We start from the raw sequence: 23097 nt of genomic DNA on the forward strand, positions 1-23097 counted from the left end.
TCCGGCCGTTCGTTCGGCGGGTGCTCGCGGGGCACGGCGGATGCCCGATCGTGGGTCGTCGAAGCGGTCGTTCGTCCGAGAGGCGGTTTTTCCATGCCCGGTTTTGCTCAGTGGTCTGATCACGAGTCGGTGCTCATTCGTACCGGGGTGCGTTCCGGGTTGCCGATCTTTGTCGCGATGCATTCTTCGGTCTTGGGGCCGGCTGCCGGTGGGTGTCGGATCTGGCGGTATGCGCATTGGCAGGACGGGTTGGAGGATGCGCTGCGGCTGTCGGCGGCGATGACTGCCAAGTTCGCGGCGGCGGGGTTGGCTCGGGGTGGTGGCAAGACGGTGGTGGCGATGCCGGTGGGGCATGTGCTCACGTCGGCCGGTAAGCGCGAGATCCTGCATGACGTCGCCGATGCCATCGAGTCGCTGGACGGTCGGTACGCGACCGGGCCCGATGTCGGGACCTCGCCGCAGGACATGGTGGTGATCGGGGAGCTGACGCGGCATGTGTTCTGCAAGCCGGCCGAGGAGGGCGGCAGTGGCGACTCCTCGCCGGCGACGGCGGCCGGGACCGTTGCGGCGCTGCGGGCGGTGGGCGCGAAGCTCGGCGGGGCTCAGATCGGCGGCGCGTGGCTGGGCGATGCTCAGCTCAGCGATGCGCAGATCGGCGGGGCTCAGCGCAGCGGCGCGCGGCTCGGCGATGCTCAGCTCGGCGATGCGCAGCTGGGCGGGGCTCGGCCCGGCGGCGCGCGGCTCAGCGATGCGCAGAACGGCAGGGCTCAGCTCAGCGGCGGCGGCGCGGATCCGCTCCATGGCCTGCGCCTCGCCGTCGTCGGCCTGGGCAGCGTCGGCGCACGCATCGCGACGCTGCTCTCCGAGGCCGGTGCCGACCTCGTGCTCAGCGACATCGACGCCGGCAAGAAGGCGCTCGCCGATCGCCTCGGCGCGACATGGTGCGCCGATCCGCGCGAGGCGCTGACCGCCGACGTCGACATCGTCGTGCCGGCCGCGCTCGGCGGGGTGCTGACCGAGGAGATCGTGCCGGAGTTGCGGTGCCGGGCCGTCGTCGGGCCGGCCAATAACCAGCTCGCGGTCGCACACGTCGCCGATGCGTTGCACGAGCGCGGCATCGCCTGGGTCCCGGACTACATCGCCAGTGCCGGCGGCGTCATCAAGGCGGTCAGCATTGAGCTCGAAGCGTGCGCTGAAGATGAGGCGCTGCAACGGGTTCTCGGTATCCAGGACACCGTGGCCGGGTTGCTTCTGAGTGCCGAAAGCCGGGGTGTGACACTGGCGGCGGTCGCTGAGGAGTTGGTGCGTGCGCGGCTCGGCGCGGCCGGGGCGGGGACTCGCTGAGTCGGAGCGGATGCCAGGATCGGGGAATGGATCACCTCGACGCGGAGATCGTCCGCCTCCTGCAAGCCGATGCGCGCCGGTCGAACCGGGAACTGGCCCGCACGCTCGGTGTCGCGCCCTCGACGTGCCTGGAGCGGGTCAGGTCCCTGACCCGGCGGGGCGTGATCCGCGGCTACCACGCCGAGATCGACACCGGGGCCCTCAACCGCGGGGTGCAGGCGCTGGTCGCGGTGCAGATCAGGCCGCTGAGCCGGAGCGTGATCGACGCCTTCTCCGACTTCGCCTCGTCGCTGCCGGAGGTGCTCAGCACGTTCGTGCTCTCCGGCGGCGACGACTTCGTGCTGCACGTCGGCGTGCCCGACCTGGACCGGCTGCACGTGTTCCTGACCGACCGGATCGCCAAGCGGCGGGAGGTCACCGGGTTCCGGACCTCGGTGATCTTCAAGCAGGTGCACCAGGCGGCGCCGGAGCGGCTGCCGGACTGAGCAGCGGGGCTGTGCCAAACTGAGCGGCGGGGCGGAGCCAGCCTGAGCGGCCGGGCGAATCCTCAGCCCAGCAGCGCGAAGCTCGCCGCCGCACCGGCCAGCACGATCATCGCCAGGACGATCAGCGCGATCTCCTTGCCGCTGACAGTGCTGATGTTGACGCTCTGCTGAGCCGGACGCTTCTGGGCCGCCATTGCCGAATGCCTTTCGCAGGTCGATATCGCGGCAACACTAGCCTGGCGAGTTATGGGGCTCACAGTCGGGGCGGCCGGAGTCCGGCGGCGGTCGTCAGCCGTGCTGATCAGCGCGCCCGCGCCCGCTCCCACACCGCACTGTCGACGAAGAACGTGTCGAACCGCTCCTGCGTCCCGCGCAGCGTCTCCGGCGGCTCCAGCCCGGCGCGCGTCCGCTCGACCAGGCGGAAGTACTCGAAACGCCGCACCCCAGGCGTGATCACGATCAGCGCCTCGGCCGTCGATCCCGGGTGCGCGCCGAAGGCGTGGCTCAGGCCCGGCGGGACGATCAGCAGGTCGCCGGCGTCCGCGGTCTGCACCGTGTCGCCGACCAGGACGTCGAGTCGGCCGTCCAGCACATGGAACAGCTCCGAGGAGCCGCGGTGGTAGTGCGGGACCGCGCTGTCCGCGCCGGTGGCGAGCGCGACGCGGTGGCTGCTCAGGTGGCCGCCGGTGACGTCGGCGTCGGCCAGCAGGAAGTGGCCGAGCGAGGCGATGTGCTCGGCCTCGTCGGCGCGGATCAGGACCGGCGGGTAGAGGCCGGATTCGTGGCTGATTCCGAGGTTCGTCATGTGATCCAGCCTCGCGCCGCACCAGGTCATCAGTCCAACAGATGTATCCGCTGATGTGCATCGATACAGTCGATGCATGGAGCTCAGGCAGCTGGAGCAGTTCGTGGCCGTCGCCGAGGAGCGGCACTTCACCCGGGCCGCCGCGCGCGTGCACGTCGGCCAGTCCGGCCTGAGCGCGGCCATCGCGGCCCTGGAACACGAACTCGGCGACGCCCTGTTCGTCCGCACCAACCGCCAGGTCACGCTCACCGCCGCCGGCCAGGCGCTGCTGCCCGCCGCACGGCGCGCGCTGGCCGCCGCGCAGGAGGGCCGGGACGCGGTCGCCGGGGTCCGCGGGGTCCTGCACGGCCGGCTGCACGTCGGCGCGATCCAGACCTTCTCCGCGGTGGACCTCCCGGCCGTGCTCGCAGACTTCCGGCGCCGGCACCCCGCGGTGACCGTCCGGCTCACCCACGACGCGGCCGGGGCGCTGGCCCGCGCGGTCGCCGAGGCCGACCTGGACATCGCGTTCGTGGACGGGCCGGTCGACGCCCGGCTCACCCGCGTCCGGCTCGGCCGGGACCGGCTGGTGCTGGCCCTCCCGGCGGCCGATCCGCTGGCGCGCGCCGCCGAGGTCCGGCTGGACGATCCGGTCCTGCGCGACCGCGACTTCCTCGCCTACCGGCTGGATTCGGGCCTGGAGGCCCAGATCTCCACCGCCTGCGCGGCGGCCGGGCTGGCCCGGCGGATCGTCGCCGAGGTCGTGAACCTGCACTACCTCGTAGAGTTCGTCCGGCACGGGGCCGGCGCGGCGATCCTGCCGCCGGGTGCGATCCCCGCCGGTGACACCGAGATCCGCGCGGTCCCGCTCGCGCCGCCGATGTACCGGGACCTGTGCGCGGTCGTCCCCGGACGCCGGCCGCCGACCGGGCCCGCGCAGGCGCTGCTGGCGGCTATTTCGAGCGCCGCGCCGTGATCAGCCGCTCGCGGTCGAACATCGGCGCGATGAGCCGGTAGGCCCCGATGTCCAGGACCAGCAGGCCGACCGCGAACAGCAGCGCCACCCGGAACGTCGGCGTGATCACGTCGAACGCCATCAGCGCGGCGATGGCCAGCGGCGGCAGGCTCGCCAGCGTCCCCAGCTGCTGCGCCACGCGCACGTCGTTGGCACGTACCGACACCGCCAGTCCGGCCCAGATCGCCCAGCCGGCCAGCAGCGGGACGAACAGCACCTGGGCCAGGATCCGCGGGCCCTCCAGCACCGCGTCGGCGATCTGCTGGTGCGCGAACAGCTTCACGGCCAGCAGGAAGATGCCGAGCATCGCGTAGGCGATGCCCACCGCCGGGATCAGCGCGGCCAGCGCCTTGCCGATGAGCAGTTCCTCGCTGCGCACCGGCGTGGTCAGGACCGGCTCCAGGGTGCCCTGTTCGCGTTCGGTGACGATCGAGGTCGCCGAGATCGTGGCCGGCAGGATGACCGGGACCAGCAGCAGGAACAGCATCGTGGAGCCGACGCGGGCCTCCAGGGCGGTGTGCGAGATGCCGCCGGTCGGCGCGGTGAAGATGTTGATGATCGGGTTCACCAGGAACACGATCGGCAGGACCGTCATCGTCACCAGGACGAAGCGGTTGCGGCGGTAGTCGGTCACCTCCTTGCGCACCACGGCGCGCACCCGCGTGGCGTCGATGCGGCCGGACCGCACGGCTTGGATCGCTCGCAGCGCACTCATCGCTGGGTGGCCTCCACATCCTCGTTGACGAGGGACAGGTACACGTCTTCCAGCGAGTGCCGGGACTCGCCGACCGACAACACGTCGGCCCCGGCGTGGACCAGGGCTCTGACGACCTCCGGTGCCGCGACGGCCGGATCGCCGACGGCCAGGCGGTACGAGCCCGGCGCGGTGCCTCCGGAATCCGAGCCCGCGGCGTCCGAGCGCCCAGGGGTCGAGCGCCCAGCGTCCGAACCCTCGGAGTCCCAGCTCTCGACCCCGGGCAGCCCGGTGAAGACCCGCCCGGGATCGGACAGCGGCGCGGCCGTGGTGACGACCAGGCTCTTGTGGAACAGCTGCTCGCGCAGCTCCGAGGGCTTGCCGATGGTCCGCAGCGTGGTGTTCAGGATCGCCACGCGGTCGCACAGCGACTCGGCCTCGGCCAGCCGGTGCGTGGTGAAGAAGATGGTGACGCCGCGGTCGCGCAGCCCGCTGATCAGGTCGTGCACGCCGCGCGCCGCGACCGGGTCCAGGCCGGAGGTGGGCTCGTCCAGGAACAGGATCTCCGGGTCGTTGAGCAGCGTGCGGGCCAGGCCGACGCGCTGGCGCAGGCCCTTGGACAGGCTGTTGCAGGTGTCCTTCGCGCGGTCGCTCAGGTTGACGGCCTCCAGCGCGTCCTTGATGCGCCGCGCGCCGTCCGAGAGGTGGTACAGGCCGACGAAGTACTGGAGGTTCTCGGTGACCGAGAGCCGACCGTACAGCCCCGGCGCCTCGGTCATGATCGCGATGCGTTTGCGGATCTCGACGGCGTTGTCGGCCTCCAGCGGGATGCCGGCGACGGTGGCGCGGCCGGACGTCGGCGTGATCAGGGTGCCCAGGCTGCGCACGGTCGTGGTCTTGCCGGCGCCGTTGGGGCCCAGGAAGCCGAACACCTCCCCGCGCCCGACGCTGAAGGTCACGTCGGAGTACGCGGTGCGCGCGCCGAAGGTCTTGGTGAGCTTGTCGACGACGAGTACGGGGTCCTCGGTCATGGTCCCTCTTGTCCTTCGCTATCCGGTGCCACGTCTTCCACATCCTCCGTTTTGGGCGGACGGCCGCGCCGCGGCATCTTGCCGACGTCCGAGGGCATCCGGCCGGCCTGGGTCAGGGCCTGGCGCAGCAGGTACTCGATCTGGGCGGTGGTGCTGCGCAGCTCGTCCCCGGCCCAGCGGGCCAAAGCGTCGTGGACGGCCGGGTCCAGGCGCAGCAGGATCTGCTTGCGGTCAGCCATGCGCGGGCGGGGTTGCCTTCCTCCTGGTAGAGCCCTATTGCTGGTGGAGCCCTATTGGTAAAGCGTGCCGGTGTTGATCACCGGCTGCGTGGACTGCTCGCTGCACAGCACCACGAGCAGGTTGCTGACCATCGAGGCCTTGCGCTCCTCGTCGAGGTCGACGATGTCCTCCTCGTTGAGCGACTCCAGCGCCGAGCGCACCATCCCGACGGCGCCCTGCACGATCCGCTGCCGCGCGGCCACGATCGCCTCGGCCTGCTGGCGGCGCAGCATGACCTGGGCGATCTCCGGCGCGTAGGACAGGCGCGTGATGCGCGACTCGACGACCTCGATGCCGGCCAGCGCGACGCGGGCGGCGATCTCCTGGGACATCCGGGAGGTGATCTCGTCGGCGTGCTCGCGCAGCGAGATCTGGTCCTCTCCGCGGGCGTCGTAGGGGTAGCTGGTCGCGGTGTGCCGGACGGCGGTCTCGGCCTGGATGGCCACGAACTGCACGAAGTCGTCGACGGCGTAGACGGCCTGCGCGGTGTCGTGGACCTGCCAGACCACGACGGCGGCGATCTCCACCGGGTTGCCGTCGGCGTCGTTGACCTTCAGGGTCGCGGTCTCGTGGTTGCGGACCCGGGTGGAGACCGCGCGGCGCGCGGTCAGCGGCGGGACCCAGCGCAGGCCGGTGGTGCGCACCGTGCCGAGGTACCGGCCGAACAGCGTGACCACGCGGGCCCGGCCCGGCGCGACCGGGGTCAGGCCGATCAGCAGGAGCGCGGCGACGATCGAGAACAGGATGTTCACGCCCGGGACGCCGACCCGGATCAGGATCGCCGTCAGGATCGCGGCGACCGCCAGGATCAGCATGGGCCAGCCGGTGATGTTCCAGGCCGGGTGCTCGGTCAGCGGGGGCGGCGCGGCGGCGGCCAGGCCCGGGACGGCGGGCGGGGTCGGCGGCTGCGCGGGTGGCTGGGCGGGTGGTTGTGCCGGTGGTTGTGCTGGTGGCGGTGTGACGGGAGTGGTGGACATGGCGGACGTCTCCTCGGGCCGGCGTGCCTAGCCTCGGTGGTCTGGAAGAAAACTCTAGCAAAGTGATATCACTTTTTGCACCACGCCGCGTGGTGGCCCGGAGTTGATGTTCAATGCTCGTATATAGGTGGTCTGCGAATGACGCCGACCGCGAACGAGGGAGCAGCTGTGAGGGTACTGATCGTCGGCGCCGGAATCGGGGGGCTCAGCGCCGCCCTGAGCCTGCACGCGGCCGGTGTGGCCACCGGGATCCAGGTGATCGACTCCGTGTCCGAGCTGCGGCCGCTGGGCGTCGGCATCAACCTGCTGCCGCACGCCACGCGCGAGCTGATCGAGCTGGGCCTGGGGCCGGAGCTGGAGCGGATCGCGGTTCCCACGGCCGAGGTGGTCGTGATGGACAGGTTCGGGAACCGGATCTGGTCCGAGGCGCGCGGCATGGGGGCCGGATACAACTGGCCGCAGTACTCGGTGCACCGGGGCGAGTTGCAGGCGATGCTGCTGGCGGCGGTGCGCGACCGGCTCGGGCCGGACAGCGTGCGGACGTCCACGGCGCTGGCCGAAGTGCGGCGGGAAGGTGACAAGGTCCTGAGTCGACTGGTCGGTCGGGCCGGGGAGGACCTGGGGATCTTCGAGTCCGACCTGGTCATTGGCGCGGACGGGCTGAACTCGGCGGTGCGCGCGCAGCTGCATCCGGACGAGGGCGCGCCGCGCTGGAGCGGCATCAAGATGTGGCGCGGCTGCACGGAGGGGGACGCGTTCCTCACCGGCCGGAGCATGATGTGGGCCGGGAGCAACCGGGCGGCGAAGTTCGTCGTGTATCCCATCTCCGCGCCGCGCGGCGAGGGCGGACGGGTCCTGATCAACTGGGTCGCCGAGGTGCGCGTCGACTCCGACGCCGCGCAGGTTCCGGACTGGGACCGGGCCGGGGATCTGGCCGAGGCGCTGCCGCATTACCAGGGGTGGACGATGGGCGGCGTCGACGTGTGCGAGCTGATGGCGTCCAGCCCGAAGGTGCTGGAGTACCCGATGGTCGACCGGGATCCGCTGCCGTTCTGGGGCCGCGGGCGCATCACGCTGCTCGGCGACGCGGCGCACCCGATGTATCCGATCGGGTCCAACGGCGGCTCGCAGGCGATCCTCGACGCGCGGCACCTGGCGCAGCTGCTGGCCGCGCACGCGGACGACCCGGCCGCCGGGCTCGCGGCGTACGAGGCGCTGCGGCTGCCGGCGACGGCGGCGGTGGTGGCGGCGAACCGGACCTTCCCGATGGACCGGATCCTGAACCTGGTGGCCGACCGGGCGCCGGAGGGGTTCGGCGCGGTCGAGGACGTGCTGAGCGCGGCGGAGATCACGGCCATCGACGAGGCGTTCCGGAGCACGACGGGGTTCGACGCCGACGCGCTGAACGCACGGGCTTCGCTGTCGGTGCGGTGAACCGGGTTCTCAGGCCGCGCCGACCGGTTCTCCGGCCACGCTCACGGGCTGCGGGGGTTCGACAGCCGTCGGCCGGGTGAACTCCCGCAGTTCCGGCGTCTTCACCATGATCACCGCGAGCGCGGCCAGGCACAGCACGCCGCCGCTCACCAGGGCCGCCGCCCCGGATGTCGCGGCGGCGGTCAGGCCGGCGCGCAGGTTGCCCAGCTCCGGCCCGGCCTGCCCGGCGATCTGCTCGGCGGCGGCGACCCGCCCGAGCATCTCGTCGGGGGTGTTCAGCTGGACGACCGTGCTGCGCGAGACCACCGCCAGGGTGTCCGCGGCGCCGGCGACCGCCAGGCACGCCAGGCCCAGCCAGGCGTTGGAGACCAGGCCGAGGGTCAGCAGCGCGGCGCCCCAGACCGTCGAGCCGAGCAGCATGACGGCGCCGGGGCGCGGCAGCCTGGTGAAGGTCCCGGAGAACACCGAGGCGGTGACCCCGCCGACCGCGATCGCGGCCAGGAACAGGCCCAGGGTGCGCGGGTTGCCGCCGAAGCGCTCGGCGTTGAGCAGCGGGAACAGGCTGACCGGCATGGTGAGCACGGTCGTGGCCAGGTCGGTGAGCAGCGCCCCGCGCACCGGCGCGGTGTGCATCAGGTAGCTCAGACCGTCGGCCACGCCCCGCAGCCCCGGACGCGGCGCCGCCTCCGCGGACATCGCCGAGACCGCCCGCGGCAGCCGGAACGCGCCGTAGAACGCGGCGCCGAAGGACAGCGCGTCGATCAGATAGCAGCCGCCGATCCCCACCCCGGCCACCACCAGCCCCCCGATCGCGGGCCCCACCATCATCGAGGCCTGGAACGCGATCCGGTTCAGCGCCAACGCCGCCCCGAGGTGCTCGGTACGCACCAGCCGCGGCAGGAACGTCCGCGCGGTCGGGCTGCTGCCCGCGCCGAACACCGACTGCGCCGCGACGACCAGGAGCACGGCGACGACCGGGAACGTGCCGAGCAGAGCTTGTGTCGCGAGCAGGGCCGAGCACGCGCCCTGCCCGACGGTGCACACCAGGTAGTAGCGGCGCCGGTCGAGCCGGTCGGCCAGCGCGCCGGCGAACAGGCCGAAGGCGATCAGCGGCACCGCCTGCGCCAGGCCGATGGCCCCGGTCCACGCCGCGCTGCCGGTGCTCTGCCAGACCTGGAAGAGCACGGCGATGGTGGTCATCTGGGCGCCGAAACTGGAGCAGAGCTGGCTGATCCACAGGCGGCGGAAGGCGGGGGACTCGCGCAGCGGGGCGGTGTCGGCGAGCGACCCTCTCAACCGCGACCCCACCCGCACTGCCTCTATTCGCCGCGCCCCTATTCGCCACGCCATGCGGGGTCCTCCCTCAGCCGTTCGCTGATCCGCTCGTGAAAGCTCTTGCGCGCCAGCGCCCGCTCCACGTCCGCGACCGCCTTGCTCACCGGGTACGGGATCTCGGCCTCCAGCTCCGCCAGGGCGGCCTCGGTGGCGCGCCATTCCGCGGCCAGGCGGGGGGCCAGGCGGCGGGCGGCGGGGGTCAGGTCCACGCGCTTGGTGCGGGCGTCGGGGCCGGGGGTGGTGCGGACCAGCCCGGCGGCCTTCATCGCGGCGACCTTCTGGCTCAGGGCCGAGTGGGTGCGGCCGATCGCCTCGGCGAGTTCGGTGATGGTCATCGGGCCTTCGCGGTACAGGCGCAGGAGTTCGCGGACCCAGGTGGGCTTCACGCCCTCGATCGCGGCGTCGGCGTAGACCTGGGCGATGTCGGCGTCGACGCCCGCCACCAGCTGGTGCAGCGGGCGCCACAGGCTGGTGTCGGACGGGTCGTCGAAAGGCCGGTCGGCAGGCTGGTCGGCGGGCTGGTCGAAGGGCTGGTCGGCGGGGGTCATGGGGAGATCGTAACAGCGCTTCTATAAGTGCTGTTGTAATTTGGTGCTGCGTGGCGTCACGGTGCGTGGTTAGGTGATCACTATCTTGGGCTGCAACCAGCAAGAAGGGTGGCCTGCCCGTGTCTGTGGCCGGAGGAGATGCGGGGCCGGCAGGACCGTCCCCTGGCGTCCTGCGTCTGCTGCGCCTCAACCCGACGGTCTGGGCGGCGACCGCGCTGTCCCTGGTCCTGACCCTGATCTGGGCGCTGTTCCTGGCCGGCGTCGGGGGCGACCTGGCCGCGCAGTGGTCCTGGGCCGACTTCGCCGCCAAGTACCCCGGCTCGGCCTACGACCTGGCCTGGTACGGCGGCATCCACCCCGCCTCCTACAGCCTGCTCGCCCCGTTCCTGATGGCGGCCGTCGGGGTCCGGGCGGCCGGCGTGCTGTCCGTGGTGGTCTCGGCGGTCCTGCTGGCGCACATCCTCACCCGTGCCGGGCTGCGCTGGCCGCTGCCGGTGGCGTTGTGGGGGACCTTCGCCCTGTGGTGCGACCTGGCCGCCGGCCGGGTCACCTTCGCCATCGGGCTCATGTTCGGCCTGGCCGCCGGTGCCGCCGCCGGGACGGAGCGCACGCCCGGCTGGGGCCGCACCGCGCTGGCCGCCGCGCTGGCGTTCCTGGCCGTGTGCGCCAGTCCGCTGGCCGGGCTGTTCGTCGAGGTCGCCGCGGCGGCCCTGCTGCTGACCGGACGCCGCCGCACCGGTATCGCCCTCGGCGTCCCCGGACCGGTCGTGGTCCTGCTGACCAGCGCCCTGTTCCCGTTCGCCGGCGTGGACCCGGTCGGCGGCACGACGATCGTCAGCACCGCCGGCTGCGCCCTGGGGGTGGCCGTGCTCGTCCCGAGCGGCCCGTCCGCCGCGCCGGTATGGCGCGTGGTGCGCGTCGGCGCTCTGCTCTACGCCGCCGGCGCCGGCCTCACGATGCTGATCGACACCCCGCTCGGCAGCAACGTGGAACGCCTCGCGCTCATCTTCGGCAGCGTGGTCTTCCTCGCCGCGCTGTGCGCCCGCGGCGACCTGCCACGGCTGCGCTCGCTGGGGCTGCGGCTGCGCATGCCCGGCCTGCACAACCCGCACCTGCCGAGTCTGCCCAGCCCGCGCATGCCGGGCCTGCGCAGCGTGGCCCTGCTCCTGGCCTTCCTGTTCGCCGGCTACTGGACGGTGACCAGCGACATCGTCGGCATCCCGACGCCCTCCGGCCGCGCGCAGGGCGCCGGGCTCGTCGCCGAACTGCGGAGCCTGCACGTGGACGCCACCGGCGCCCGCGTCGAGGCCGTCCCGATGCTCAACCACTGGGAGTCCTGGGGCCTGACCGACGTCGCCGAATTGGCCCGCGGCTGGAACCGCCAGGCCGACGTCGAGCGCAACCCCCTGTTCTACGAAGGCGGCCTCACCCCGGCCGCCTACCACGACTGGCTGCGCACGTGGGCCGTCGGATACGTCGCGGTCCCGATGCTGCCGGCCGCGGACCTGGACTACTCGGCGCGCGACGAGGCCGCCGTCCTGGCCACCGATCCGCCCTGGCTGCGCCAGATCTGGCAGGACTCGTCGTGGCGCCTGCTGAAGTTCACCGACGCCGTGGCGCTGGCCTCGCCGCCGGCGACGGTCGTGGCCACCGACGCCGCGCACATCGTGCTCGACGTCGCCGGCGCCACCACACCGGTGACCGTCCGCGTCCAATGGTCGCCCTGGCTGCGGGTCGACGGCCAGGCCGGCGCCTGCCTGGCCAAGGACGGCGACTGGACGCGGCTGGAGGTGCGGGCGCCGGGCCGGTACACGATCGACAGCGACTACCGGCTGCCGCGCGGATCGGAGTGCCCGGCCTCGTGACCACCGCGGTGACTTTCGCGGTGACTTTCGGGACGAGCCGGCTCAGCTCAGGCCGTAGCCCTTGATGAAGTGCGCGACCAGCCCGTCGACGAACTGCTCGTCCACCGGGTCCCCGGTCATCAGGACCCGGTGGTAGATCGGCCCGACGAGCAGGTCCACCGCGGCGAGCACGTCCACATCCTCGGGCAGCTCCCCGCGCGCGATCGCCCGGTCCAGCGGCGCCCGGTCGCGCTGCCGCTGCTCGTCGAGGTAGTGCGTGCGCAGCTTCTCGGCGAAGGCGGCGTCGTGCTGCGCGTGGCCGATCAGGGCCCTGAAGACCGCGCCGGCGTCGTTGGCGCTCAGGAAGCCCGCCAGCCGCAGCAGGTGCGCGCGCAGGTCCTCGGCCAGCGGCTCGTGCTCCTGCGGGGCCAGGTCCCGGGCCGCGTCCTCCAGGAACGTGTCCAGCAGGATGTCCGTCTTCGAACCCCACCAGCGGTAGATCGTCTGCTTGGCCACGCCCGCGGCGGATGCGACGCCCTCGATCGTCACCCCCGCGAAGCCCTTCTCCACCAGCAGGTCGTCGGCGGCCTGGAGCACGGCTTGGCGCGCGTCCTCGCTGCGTCCGTGGCGGTTGCCGTGGTGGCGCTGCTGTGCGGGCACGTGATTCACTCCTTGGACAAGACGCAACGTTGCGTCTACTCTACAGCACATGATCTCCTCCAGCACCCTGCGCGACCCCCGTGTCGCCGAAGCCCTCCGTCGCATGTTCGCCTCCGCGGACCAGGACGACGCAGCCTACGACCGCGCCGTGGCCCAGCACCCGCAGGGCTTCGCCGACACCGACTCCCAGCAGCGCGCCGACGCCTGGTCGGAGATCTACATGCCGATCTCCGCCGACGCCGGCCGCCTGCTCTACACCCTCGTACGCGCCGTGAAGCCGGCGACGGTCGTCGAGTTCGGCATGTCCTACGGCATCTCCACGCTGCACCTGGCCGCCGCGGTCCGGGACAACGGCGCCGGGCGCGTGGTGACCACCGAGATGTCCGCGACCAAGATCGCGGCGGCGCGCGCCACGTTCGAAGAGACCGGGCTGAGCGACGTCGTCACCGTGCTGGAAGGCGACGCGTTGGCGACGCTGCCGGAGCACCTGGCCGACGCCGACATCGACTTCCTGCTGCTCGATGGATGGAAGGACCTGTACGTCCCGGTCCTGCGCGCGCTCGAACCGCGGCTGGCGCCCGGCGCGCTGGTCATCGCCGACGACACCAGCTTCGAGTCGGTCAAGCCGTACTTGGAGTACGTGCGCGACCCCGCCAACGGCTACGAGGGCGTCACCTTCCCGGTCGAGGACGGCATGGAGATCAGCTGCCGTCTGTAGCGCGCCGCTCGGCATCCACGTCACCATCGTCGAGCCGGGCCCTACGGCACCGACTGGTCGACCGGGTCGGCGGTGCACACCGAGCCGATGGCCGCCTACGAGCTGGTCCGCCAGGCCCGGCGCGCCGGTGCCGCGGCCCGCGCGCCGCAGGACCCGCGGGCGACCGCGGATGTCATCCTGGAACTGGTCGACGCCGAGGAACCGCCTCTTCGGCTGTTCCTCGGCGCCTATCCCTATCCGGTCGTCACGGCCGCCTACCGGAAGCGGTTGGAGACCTGGGAGGCCTGGCGGACCCTCTCCACCAGGGCCTGACCCGGACGTCCGGCTAGAGAATCCTCCATAGGTGGTCCGCCGATCCGTTGTCGTCGTATTGCACGACGTTCGCGGAGTCGGCTGTGGACATGGTGGCCACGCCGAGGACCAGACCGCTGTTCGAGTTCTGGATCCGGAACCAGGGGCCGCCGCCGGGGCGCAGGCGCCACAGGTGGTCCGCGGTGCCGTTGTCGTCGAACTGCACGACGTTCGCCGAGTCCGAGGTCGACATGTCGGCCACGCCCATGACCTTGCCGGAGTTCAGGTTCTGGATCTTCCACCAGCCGCTGGAGTCGCTGAGGAAGGTCCACTGGTGGTCGGCGGTGCCGTTGTCGTCGTACTGCACGACGTTCGCCGAGTCGGCCATGGACATGTCGGCCACACCGAGCACCAGACCGCTGTTCTTGTTGATGATGCGGACCGGGCCGTCGGGGATCAGGGTCCAGAGATGGTCGGCGGTGCCGTTGTCGTCGTACTGGACCACGTTCACCGAATCGGCGGTGGACATGTTCGCGACGCCGGCGACCTTGTCGCTGTTGACGTTGCGGATGCGCATCCGGCCGTCGCCGTTGTCGATCAGGGTCCAGACATGGTCCAGGGTGTTCGTGCTCTCGAACTGCACGATGTTCGCCGAGTTCGCGGTGGACATGCCGTCCACGCCCAGTACCAGGCCGCTGCACGCGTTGCGGACGCGGACGTTGCCGTCGCCGTTGTCGACCAGCTGCCACAGGTGGTCGGCGGTGCCGTTGTCGTCGAACTGGACCACCTGGGCGCTGTCGTCCCAGGACATGTTCGACACGCCCATGACCTTGCCGCTGTTGGCGTTCAGCAGCCTGAAGTAGCCGCCGGGCTGGGCGAAGGCGCCGCCGCTGGTCCCGACCGCGGGGAAGGCCGTGATGCGCAGCCGGGCCGCGCCCATCGGGATGAGCGTCACGGTGGTGGTGCTGGAGGCTTGGAAGGGGCCGGTCGGCAGTTCGGTGGCGACGTTCTGGTCGTCGGCGGTCCAGTGCGCGAGCTGCGCGGCCGGGGCGGTGATGCTGACCGGAACACTTTGCTGGGTGAACGGATTCGCCGATACCGAACCGGTGGCGGCGTGGAACGACAGTGCGCCGGCCGGGTTCGAGGACGGCAGGTCCAGGCCGTAGTTCCACGGGGTGGTGGCGTGCACCTCGTACTCGGGGAACTCCGAGTTCCCAGCGAACTGGACGTAGTTCTCACCGATCTTCAGCGAGTAGTCCAGGGCCCCGTTCGACACCGACAGGGCGCCGCCGATCGTGCTCCACGAGGAGACGACCGGGGTGGACGGCAGGTGGATCGTCACCGTGTCGCCGTTGTGCCAGGTGCGCGGGATCGGGGTGTACGCCGGGCCGGCCGGTGCGCTGACGGCCTTGCCGTTGACCGCGACCGCCGGGGCGGAGCACCAGCCCGGGATCCGCAGGTACAGCGGAAACGTTGCCGGTGTGGACGTCGACAGGGTCAGGGTGACGGTGTCGGTGAACGGATAGCCCGTGCTCTCGGTGACGGTGACCGAGTGGCCGCCGGCCACGTTCGCGGTGACAGAACAGGGGGCGTACATCACCGCGCACAGTCCGTCGTCCGGGGTGGCGGCCCACAGTTCCTCGGTGAAGTAGGGCCAGCCCTGGCCGTAGTTGTGCGGGCAGCAGCGGTACTGGTCCACGCCGGGCATGTACGCCTGCATCGCCCGGACGTTGCTGAACTGGCCTTGGGTCTTCACCGTGTTCGACAGGTCCACGCTGTTCATCGAGGTGATGTAGTGCGTGCCCTTGCCCTGCGGGTCCAGGGCCGCCGGCAGCATGTTGAACGCCAGTTGCTCGCAGCGGTCGGCCCACACCGGGTCGCCGGTGATCCGGTTCAGCAGCTCGTGGCTGGCCATCAGCTCGACGACGCCGCAGGTCTCGAAACCCTGGCGGGGGTCGCGATAGCCGATGCGGCCGTTCTCGTCGCCGGCGAACCCGCCGCCGGGGAACTGGCCCCAGCGGCCCATGATCGTCGCGTAGTTCTGATACGCGTTCTGCGTCATGCCGGACTGGCCGGAGCGCAGCGCGTACACCGCCGGTTCGCGGAAACCCTGCGCCAGGTTGACGTTGTGCGGGGTGGGCAGGTTGTTCAGCCAGTTCGCGCTGTTGCTGTGCATCGTGTCGGCCAGATCGAGCAGGAAGGCCTCGCCGGTGCGGTTGTAGAGCCAGTAGATGACGTCCAGGCCGTCCGCGACGCGGAAGGAGAGCCAGTAGGCGGAGAACACCGAACCCGGCTGGGCGTGCACGAACTGCAGGAACGCGGTCATGGCGTTCAGGGTGTTCTGGTCGCCGGTGTACTCCACACGGCTGCGCATGGCTTGGAGCAACGGCAGGTAGGGCCACAGGTCCGCCTGGCCGCCCTGGTTGGTGCGCAGGTACGTCGGGCCGAAGAACCCGTCCGAGGCCTGCGTGGCCAGGATGCCCTCGATCCAGGACGCGGTGTCGGCCAGAGCCGTGGCGTCACCGGTGAGGTAGGCCAGATCGCCATAGCCGCGCAGCCAGTAGGGCACCTCCTCCCAGCCGTCCTGGGACGGGTTGAGCCAGCCGGTCGTGGACTTGTCCAGGAAGTGGGAGGTGTCCTGGTACTTGCCGCACAGGCCGTTCAGCTGGAGCTGGATTTGGCCGGCCAGCCAGCCGGAGGGGCGGACGGCGCCGGGGGGAAGCCGCAGCAGCGCGGTCGGCGCCAGGGGCGCGGCGTTCGGGGTGTACAGGCCGCCGCCGGCCGGCGCTATGCGCGCGGTGGCCGCGCTGGCCGCGCTGGCCTGGGACGTCAGGGCCGGACTGGTGGTCATGGCGGCGGCCGTGAGAGCGCCGGTGCGCAAGAGAGCGCGGCGGGACAGTGGCACGTGGGGCAGGGACATGATGAGGCTCCGGTGGGTAGAGCGCCCTGATTCAACGATGTAATGCCTCATTCAGACACCGTGCGGGTGGTGCGTCAAGACCCTGCCTTGAGCGCGGTGATTCGCCGAATGCTGATCGGCGTGCCGAAACCGCTGCTCGGGGCGGTTATCGAGGCCTGATGAGGGTTTTGCCTCAAGCAACAAGAGGCTTGACATGCCTGCCTCGGAGGTGCATGACTAGCGTTACATCGTTGGAAACACCGCACCACGGAACCGTCGAAGAACCGATGCGCGCGCCGGGAGCCGCGCGTCGGCGCGTACCCGAATCCGCCCGTGACGAGGATGTGACGAATTTCCATGCGCTCGCGTGTAAAGACTCTGACCCGGCCGGCGATGGCCGCGACCGTGGCCGTGGCCTGCCTGGCCGGCACCGCCGCCTGCGCCAAGTCGGCGGCCAAGCCCGCCGCCTCCGGTGCGTCCTCGACCGGGACGGCGGCCCAGCAGGTGGTCGCCACCTCGGCCTCCGGCCCGGGGTGCACGTACCAGACCTACGCCGGCGGCGTGCCGCAGGTGAACCTGACCGACCCCGGCACCGTCGTGGGGTTCTCGCAGTCGGAGTCCACCAGCAACCCCTTCCGGTCCACCGAGACCGACTCGATCACCAGCCAGGCCAAGTCGCTGGGGATCAAGCTGATCCAGCGCAACGCCAACGCCGACGTGAACGCGCAGAACTCGCAGATCGAGGACATGATCGCCCAGGGCGCCAAGGTCCTGATCGTGGCCCCGGAGAACTCCGACGGCCTGGGCCCGGCGCTGGCCGAGGCCAAGGCCAAGAAGATCCCGGTGCTCACCATCGACCGGACCGTCACCGGCACCGCGTGCGGCGACTTCATCGCCTTCATCGGGTCGAACTTCTACGGCCAGGCCCAGATCGCCGCCGACGACCTGGCCGCGGCCACCGGCAACACGGCCAAGGTCGCGATCCTGTCCGGCACCCCGGGCAACAACGTGAGCACCGACCGGACCAACGGGTTCCAGGACGAGCTGAAGTCCAAGTACCCGACCATGACCGTGGTCGCCTCGCAGACCGGCAAGTTCGACCAGACCGACGGCCAGTCGGTGATGGCCCAGATGCTCCAGGCCAACCCGGGCATCAACGCCGTCTACGCCGAGAACGACGAGATGGCCCTGGGCGCGATCCAGGCGATCAAGGCGGCCGGCAAGACCCCGGGCAAGGACATCAAGATCGTCTCGATCGACGGCACCCAGCAGGCGGTCCAGGACGTGGCCTCCGGCTCGATCTACGCCGACGTCGAGACGAACCCGCGCTTCGGCCCGCTGGCCTTCTCCTCGCTGCAGGCGTTCTTCGGCACCTCCGGGGTCTCCAGCAAGGTGATCATCAAGGACAACCACTTCACCCAGGCCGACGCGGCGCAGGCGCTGTCCGGCGGCCAGGTCTACTGAGCTGGCGGTGCGGGGATCTGCGACATCTGACATCGCGGGTCCACGATTCCTGGGTCCACTGAGGAGGAACCGTGCCGACGAGGCCGGATGAACCAGACCCCTCCGTGCCGCCGGAGGCAGGAGCGCCCGAGGGCGCTCCTGCCTCGTTGGAGGCCCGGCAGGTGGTGAAGAGCTTCGGCGGCGTCCACGCTCTGCGCGGGGCGGATCTGTCGGTGCGCCCCGGCGAGGTGCACGCCCTGATGGGCGAGAACGGCGCCGGGAAGTCCACCCTGATCAAGCTGCTCACCGGCGTGTACCGGCCCGACGACGGGGTGGTCGCGCTGCACGGGACCGAGCGGTCCTTCCGCACGCCGCTGGAGGCGCAGGCGGCCGGCATCTCGACGATCTACCAGGAGGTGAACCTGGTCCCGATGATGTCGGTGGCCCGGAACCTGTTCCTGGGCCGCGAGCCGCGCAGGTTCGGCCTGGTCGACGTGCGCACGATGAACCGGCTGGCCGCCGAGATCCTGGTGCGCTACGGCGTGCGCGTCGACGTCACCGCGCCGGTGCACACCCTGGGCCTGGGCGCCCGGCAGATGGTCGCGCTGGCCCGGGCGGTGCGCACCGACGCCCGCGTGGTCATCATGGACGAGCCGACCTCCAGCCTGGAGCCGCGCGAGGTCCAGACCCTGTTCGGGGTCATCAGGACCCTGCGGGAGCAGGGCGCGGCGGTGGTGTTCGTCAGCCACCGGCTGGACGAGCTGTACGAGATCTGCGACCGGGTCACGGTGCTGCGCGACGGCCGGACCGTGCACAGCGGCGCGATGGCCGAGCTGCCGCGCACCGAGCTGGTCGCGCTCATGCTCGGGCGCGCGCTGCTGGCCGCGCACGACGGCCGGGTCACGGCCTTCGCCCCGGACAAGTCACAGCGGCAGCCGGCTCCCGCCGATGCGGCGTTGAAGGACTTGCTTCCGCGCGGGCGTGCTGGCCGGACCTCCGCGGGCTCCGGGGGCTCAGTGGGCTCAGCGGGCTCCGACCGGTCCGATCCGCCGGCGCTGAGCATCGGCGGCCTGACCGACCGGCACCGCCTGCACGACGTCAGCCTGGAGGTCGCCGCCGGCGAGGTGGTCGGCCTGGGCGGGCTGCTCGGCGCGGGCCGCAGCGAGACCGCGCAGGCGGTGATCGGCGCGCATCCGGCCGCCGGCACGGTTTCCGTGGCCGGCAAGCAGATCCGGCGCCGCAGCCCGCAGGCCGCGGTGCGCGCCGGGATCGCGATGCTGGCCGAGGACCGCAAGGCCGAGGGCGTGATCCCCGGGCTGTCGGTGCGGGAGAACATCGTGCTGGCCGCGCTGCCCAGGCTGTTCCGGGCCGGGATCGTCTCCACCGCGCGGCAGGACCGGATCGTCGAGTTCTTCATGACCCGGCTGCGGATCAAGGCCTCCAGCCCCGAGCAGAAGGTGCAGGACCTGTCCGGCGGCAACCAGCAGAAGGTGCTGCTGGCCCGCTGGATGTGCCTGAACCCCAGGGTGCTGCTGCTGGACGAGCCCACGCGCGGCATCGACGTCGGGGCCAAGGCCGAGGTGCAGACCATCATCGACCAGCTGGCCGCCGAGGGAGTCGGCGTGCTGCTGATCTCCTCCGAGCTCGACGAGCTGATCGAGGGCTCGGACCGGGTCGTGGTGCTGCACACCGGGACGGTCGCGGCGCGCCTGGACCGGGCCGAGGTCACCGCGCCGAACCTGATGAGCGCGCTGGCCGGCGAGGGATCCGATCCGGCGGACGAAGCCGGATACGAGCCTGAGGCCGTCCCTGAACCCGAGCCTGAGCACGAGCCCGAGCACGAAACCGCAGCCGCGATTCCGCACGAGCGCGAGGAGGGCGCACCGTGATCGCCGCCACCGTGATCGAATCCGTGGACGCCGACGGCGCCGGCGCCCGCGACCGGATCCTGGACCTGGCCCAGCGCTACGGCGTCTACGCGGCGCTGGTCGTGCTGGTCGCCGTCGCGACGGCGATGAACAGCGACTTCATGTCGGCGTCGAACTGGCGCGTGCAGCTGTTCCAGACCGCCCCGACCGTGCTCGTGGCCCTGGGCATGGCGCTGGTGATCGGCACCGAGGGCGTGGACCTGTCGGTCGGTGCGACCATCGCGCTGGCCGCCTCGGTCATCCCGCTGTACATCGGCTACGGCCCGGCCCCGGCGATCGTGCTGGCCCTGCTGCTCGGCGCGGCCGCCGGCCTGGTCGGCGGCTCGATGGTGGCCTTCGCGGGGGTGCAGCCGATCGTGGCCACGCTGTCGTTGATGATCGGCCTGCGGGGCCTGGCCGAACTGCTCAACGGCGCCGCCGCCAAACCGGTGGAGGACACCACGATCCTCAACCTCGGCGAGCAGAATCTGGCCGGGGTGCCGCTGATGGCGTGGATCGCCCTGGCCGCCACCGGCGCCGTGGCCTACACCGTGCGCCGCACCACCTTCGGCCGCCAACTGGTCGCGATCGGCGACAACAAGCGCGCCAGCCTGCTGGCCGGGCTGCCGGTGCGGCGCGTGCTGGTCACCGTCTACGTGCTCTCCGGGATCCTGTCCGCGCTGGCCGGCGTGCTCATCGTCGGCCACGGCGCCGAGGCGGACCCGGCCAACCAGGGACTGAACATGGAACTGAGCGCGATCACCGCCGTGGTGGTCGGCGGCACCCCGCTGGCCGGCGGCCGGGTCCGGGTGCTGGGCACGGTGGCCGGGGCGATGTTCATGCAGCTGGCCTCGGCGGTGCTGATCCAGCACAACGTGCCGACCTCCACCACGCAGATCGTCGAGGCCGTGCTGATCTGCCTGGCCGTCTACGTGTCCAGGGAACGGGGGACGCGATGAGCGTGCGGACATCGCAGACGGTGGCTCCGGCCCCGGCGCCGCGCGAGGGCGCCGAGAGCAGGCTGGAGACGCCGGGCGAGCGCTGGATCCGGCGCGCGGAACGGCGCGGGCCGCTGGTGGTGCTGGTGGCGGTGTGCGCGGCGGCGACGATCGCCTCGCCGTCGGACGCGTCCTGGTCGGACGTGAGCACCATCTTGGGCAACAACGCCTTCGTCTGGCTGCTGGCCCTGGGGATGACGTTCGTCATCACCACCGGCGGCATCGACCTGTCGGTGGGCTCGCTGTACGCGCTCGGCGGCGTGCTGGCGGCGCGCGGCGCGACGCACAGCCCGTGGCTGGCGATCGCGCTGCCGCTGGTGGTGTGCGCGGCGTGGGGCGCGGTGCAGGGGCTGCTGGTCGCCTACGGGGGGATGGCGCCGTTCATCGTCACGCTGGCCGGATTGCTCGGCGCGCGCGGACTGCTCCAGGCGCTGACGGATCAGGGATCGACGACGTACCTGGTGCCGACCGGCTCCTGGTTCCGCCACCTGGGCGCCGGCACGTGGGTCCCGGTGGGGATCGTGGCGGCGCTGTTCGCGGCGGGCTGGATCCTGATGGAGCGCACCGGCTACGGCGCGACCCTGACCGCGATCGGCGGCAACCAGGACTCCGCGGTCCTGCTCGGCCTGCCGGTGGCCCGCGCGAAGGTGCTGGTCTACCTGCTGTCCGGCACCCTCGCCGGCGCGGCCGGAGCGCTGGGCGGCGCCCGGCTGGGCTCCGGCGTGACCACGATCGGCGTCGGCTATGAACTGACCGCGATCGCCGCCGTGGTGATCGGCGGCACGCTCCTGACCGGCGGCTACGGCACCATCGGCGGAACCGTCTGCGGCGTCCTGCTGCTGGCGGTGATCCACCACCTGATCGACCGGTACCTGTCCCAGTACGGATCGGCGATGACGGACGCGGTGAACGGCGCGTTCCTGGCCGTCGTGGTCCTGGCGCAGGCACTGCTCGAGCGTTCGCGGCGGCGATGACCGCAGCGAACGGCCGCGGCGCCGGGCCGCCGGGCGGGGCGTGCCCGGCGGCCCCGGCGTGCGCGGCGTGCATGGCGTGCATGGCGTGCGCGGCGCCGCCCCGGACTTCAGCCCCCGCTGCTGCCGCTGCCCCCGCTGCCGGGTCGCGCTCGCTTCCGGCCGCGCGGGCTGCCGGCGCGGCGCGGGCGAAGCCGCCACAACGCCCGCTGCCCCGGCCGCGCCTACTCTCCGCTGCTCCCGCTGCTCCCGCTGCTCCCGCTGCTCCCGCTGCTCTCCCGGATCACCAACCGGTGCCCCGGCTGGATCAGCCGCCCGGGCTCCCCGTACCCGTCCGCGATCCGGTGCAGCAGCGCGTCCACCGCGGCCTCGGCGATGCCGGTCTTGTCCGGTGCCACCGTGGTCAGCGACGGGATCGCGTACTCCGCCTCCTCCACGTCGTCGAATCCGACCAGCGCGATGTCGTGCGGCACCCGCAGGCCCGCCTCGTGGATCGCGCGCAGTGCCCCCAGGGCCATCAGGTCGTTGAAACAGAACACCGCGTCGGGCCGTTGCGGCAGCTTCAGCAGCCGGCGCATCGCGGCCGCGCCGTCGGGGCGGAAGTAGGCGCGTACCGGCGGGCACAGGGCGGGTTCGGCCGGCAGGCCCGCCTCGGCCAGGGCCTGGCGGTAGCCGGTCATGCGCTGCTGGGCGGTGGCGCGGGGGCTGGGGTCCTGCCAGCCGATCGCGGCGACGCGGCGGCGGCCGGCGGCTATCAGGTGGCGGACCGCCTCCCGGGCGGCGGCCACGTTGTCGATGTGCACGTGGTCGCAGACCAGGCCCAGGTCGGCCTCGCCGAGCAGGACCAGCGGGATCTGGCGCTCGCGCGCGGCCAGCTCGTGCTGGTCCAGGCCCAGGGGGCTCAGGATCACGCCGTCGATCATCGGGTCGCCCAGACCGCTGGCGATGCGCAGCTCGGCGCGGGGGTCGCCGGCGGTGTCGTCCATCAGGACCGTGACGCCGTGCCGGCGGGCCGCGGCGATCACCTCGACCGCCAGCTCCGCGAAGTACGGGGAGGGCAGTTCGGGGAAGGCCAGCGCGATCACGCCGCTGCGCCCCGTGCGCAGTTTGCGGGCCGCCACGTTGGGGTGGTAGCCCAGCGCGTCGATCGCGGCCTGCACCTTCTCCCGGGTCGCGGCGGCCACGTGCACCGTGCCGTTGACCACGTTGGACACCGTCTTCACCGAGACGCCGGCGGCCTCGGCGACGTCCTTCAGCCTCGGCGCGGGCCCGGCGCCGTTCGGGACACTCCTCGCCCCATCCATCGTCGCCTCAGTGCTCCGTCCGCCTGATGTGATCTGATGTCAGTGTTCCAACGTTAGAATAGCTCATTTCCTGACAATCTTCACAAACTTCTGATTCAGCTCGACCAGCACCGATCGACAGCACCGAGGAGCAGCC

General features: G+C 71.8%; 22 protein-coding genes. 11 read left to right on the top strand and 11 right to left on the bottom strand.

Features of this window, described 5'->3' with window-relative positions:
- The first annotated feature begins 93 nt into the window (after positions 1-93).
- Entirely contained in the window at positions 94-1344 is a 1251-nt protein-coding gene (locus ABIA35_RS33410) for a Glu/Leu/Phe/Val dehydrogenase dimerization domain-containing protein (RefSeq protein ID WP_370360622.1), read from the top strand.
- A 26-nt stretch (positions 1345-1370) separates the two neighbouring features.
- Positions 1371-1829 (top strand): Lrp/AsnC family transcriptional regulator, encoded by a 459-nt coding sequence (locus ABIA35_RS33415; RefSeq protein WP_370334871.1) that lies wholly within the window; start codon positions 1371-1373, stop codon positions 1827-1829.
- A gap of 62 nt (positions 1830-1891) precedes the next feature.
- Here the strand turns inward: ABIA35_RS33415 and ABIA35_RS33420 are convergent, their stop codons facing one another.
- Together ABIA35_RS33420 and ABIA35_RS33425 are read right to left on the bottom strand one after the other, a co-directional pair.
- Positions 1892-2023: a hypothetical protein gene (locus ABIA35_RS33420; protein ID WP_370334869.1), complete on the bottom strand. Its 132-nt coding sequence runs from the start codon at positions 2021-2023 to the stop codon at positions 1892-1894.
- A 107-nt stretch (positions 2024-2130) separates the two neighbouring features.
- Complete coding sequence (locus tag ABIA35_RS33425; RefSeq protein ID WP_370360623.1) at positions 2131-2634, bottom strand: cupin domain-containing protein; 504 nt, start codon at positions 2632-2634, stop codon at positions 2131-2133.
- A gap of 76 nt (positions 2635-2710) precedes the next feature.
- Between ABIA35_RS33425 and ABIA35_RS33430 the strand changes: the two genes are divergently transcribed.
- Positions 2711-3589 (top strand): LysR family transcriptional regulator, encoded by an 879-nt coding sequence (locus tag ABIA35_RS33430; protein WP_370360624.1) that lies wholly within the window; start codon positions 2711-2713, stop codon positions 3587-3589.
- Here the strand turns inward: ABIA35_RS33430 and ABIA35_RS33435 are convergent.
- Genes ABIA35_RS33435 through ABIA35_RS33450 form a run of 4 tightly spaced genes read right to left on the bottom strand, consistent with a single transcriptional unit; the run spans position 3567 to position 6609 of the window.
- Positions 3567-4343 carry an ABC transporter permease gene (locus tag ABIA35_RS33435; protein WP_370334865.1) on the bottom strand — a complete coding sequence of 259 codons (777 nt, stop codon included), beginning with the start codon at positions 4341-4343 and terminating at the stop codon, positions 3567-3569. The two genes, ABIA35_RS33430 and ABIA35_RS33435, sit on opposite strands and share 23 nt — an antisense overlap.
- A complete protein-coding gene (locus ABIA35_RS33440; protein ID WP_370360625.1) occupies positions 4340-5353 on the bottom strand; it encodes an ABC transporter ATP-binding protein in 1014 nt (337 codons plus the stop codon). The genes ABIA35_RS33435 and ABIA35_RS33440 overlap by 4 nt, the downstream gene beginning before the upstream one ends.
- A complete protein-coding gene (locus ABIA35_RS33445; protein ID WP_370334861.1) occupies positions 5350-5592 on the bottom strand; it encodes a hypothetical protein in 243 nt (80 codons plus the stop codon). Before ABIA35_RS33445 ends, ABIA35_RS33440 begins: the two co-directional genes overlap by 4 nt.
- 51 nt (positions 5593-5643) lie before the next feature.
- Entirely contained in the window at positions 5644-6609 is a 966-nt protein-coding gene (locus ABIA35_RS33450) for an SPFH domain-containing protein (RefSeq protein WP_370360626.1), read from the bottom strand.
- Positions 6610-6777: 168 nt separating this feature from the next.
- Here ABIA35_RS33450 and ABIA35_RS33455 point away from each other — a divergent pair, with 168 nt between their 5' ends.
- The gene (locus ABIA35_RS33455) at positions 6778-8043 is read left to right on the top strand and encodes a flavin-dependent oxidoreductase (protein WP_370360627.1); all 1266 of its coding nucleotides are present in this window, start codon (positions 6778-6780) and stop codon (positions 8041-8043) included.
- A gap of 9 nt (positions 8044-8052) precedes the next feature.
- Here ABIA35_RS33455 and ABIA35_RS33460 read toward each other — a convergent pair whose 3' ends face one another.
- Together ABIA35_RS33460 and ABIA35_RS33465 are read right to left on the bottom strand one after the other, a co-directional pair.
- A complete protein-coding gene (locus tag ABIA35_RS33460) occupies positions 8053-9393 on the bottom strand; it encodes an MFS transporter (protein ID WP_370360628.1) in 1341 nt (446 codons plus the stop codon).
- Complete coding sequence (locus ABIA35_RS33465; RefSeq protein ID WP_370360629.1) at positions 9378-9926, bottom strand: MarR family winged helix-turn-helix transcriptional regulator; 549 nt, start codon at positions 9924-9926, stop codon at positions 9378-9380. The genes ABIA35_RS33460 and ABIA35_RS33465 overlap by 16 nt, the downstream gene beginning before the upstream one ends.
- A gap of 119 nt (positions 9927-10045) precedes the next feature.
- Between ABIA35_RS33465 and ABIA35_RS33470 the strand changes: the two genes are divergently transcribed.
- Entirely contained in the window at positions 10046-11791 is a 1746-nt protein-coding gene (locus ABIA35_RS33470; protein WP_370360630.1) for an MFS transporter, read from the top strand.
- Positions 11792-11833: 42 nt separating this feature from the next.
- Here ABIA35_RS33470 and ABIA35_RS33475 read toward each other — a convergent pair whose 3' ends face one another.
- The gene (locus ABIA35_RS33475; RefSeq protein ID WP_370360631.1) at positions 11834-12481 is read right to left on the bottom strand and encodes a TetR/AcrR family transcriptional regulator; all 648 of its coding nucleotides are present in this window, start codon (positions 12479-12481) and stop codon (positions 11834-11836) included.
- Between ABIA35_RS33475 and ABIA35_RS33480 the strand changes: the two genes are divergently transcribed.
- The gene (locus tag ABIA35_RS33480; RefSeq protein ID WP_370334849.1) at positions 12480-13148 is read left to right on the top strand and encodes an O-methyltransferase; all 669 of its coding nucleotides are present in this window, start codon (positions 12480-12482) and stop codon (positions 13146-13148) included. The genes ABIA35_RS33475 and ABIA35_RS33480 overlap by 2 nt on opposite strands.
- A gap of 72 nt (positions 13149-13220) precedes the next feature.
- A complete protein-coding gene (locus ABIA35_RS33485) occupies positions 13221-13460 on the top strand; it encodes a hypothetical protein (protein ID WP_370360632.1) in 240 nt (79 codons plus the stop codon).
- Between the two features lie 13 nt (positions 13461-13473).
- Here ABIA35_RS33485 and ABIA35_RS33490 read toward each other — a convergent pair whose 3' ends face one another.
- Positions 13474-16359, bottom strand: coding sequence for an RICIN domain-containing protein (locus tag ABIA35_RS33490; protein WP_370360633.1), 2886 nt, complete (start codon positions 16357-16359; stop codon positions 13474-13476).
- Between the two features lie 336 nt (positions 16360-16695).
- On the opposite strand from ABIA35_RS33490, the gene ABIA35_RS33495 reads away from it, so the two are divergent.
- The 4 genes from ABIA35_RS33495 (at position 16696) to ABIA35_RS33510 (ending at position 21660) form a co-directional block, all read left to right on the top strand.
- On the top strand, positions 16696-17802 hold the full coding sequence (locus ABIA35_RS33495) for an ABC transporter substrate-binding protein (protein ID WP_370334845.1): 1107 nt from the start codon (positions 16696-16698) through the stop codon (positions 17800-17802).
- Positions 17803-17873: 71 nt separating this feature from the next.
- The gene (locus ABIA35_RS33500) at positions 17874-19670 is read left to right on the top strand and encodes a sugar ABC transporter ATP-binding protein (protein WP_370360634.1); all 1797 of its coding nucleotides are present in this window, start codon (positions 17874-17876) and stop codon (positions 19668-19670) included.
- The gene (locus ABIA35_RS33505) at positions 19670-20647 is read left to right on the top strand and encodes an ABC transporter permease (RefSeq protein ID WP_370360647.1); all 978 of its coding nucleotides are present in this window, start codon (positions 19670-19672) and stop codon (positions 20645-20647) included. Before ABIA35_RS33500 ends, ABIA35_RS33505 begins: the two co-directional genes overlap by 1 nt.
- The gene (locus tag ABIA35_RS33510; protein WP_370334839.1) at positions 20644-21660 is read left to right on the top strand and encodes an ABC transporter permease; all 1017 of its coding nucleotides are present in this window, start codon (positions 20644-20646) and stop codon (positions 21658-21660) included. Before ABIA35_RS33505 ends, ABIA35_RS33510 begins: the two co-directional genes overlap by 4 nt.
- A gap of 221 nt (positions 21661-21881) precedes the next feature.
- On the opposite strand, the gene ABIA35_RS33515 is transcribed toward ABIA35_RS33510, so the two are convergent.
- A complete protein-coding gene (locus ABIA35_RS33515) occupies positions 21882-22961 on the bottom strand; it encodes a LacI family DNA-binding transcriptional regulator (protein ID WP_370360635.1) in 1080 nt (359 codons plus the stop codon).
- Positions 22962-23097 lie beyond the last annotated feature (136 nt).

This window comes from Catenulispora sp. MAP12-49 (genome assembly GCF_041262705.1).
GTDB lineage: Bacteria > Actinomycetota > Actinomycetes > Streptomycetales > Catenulisporaceae > Catenulispora.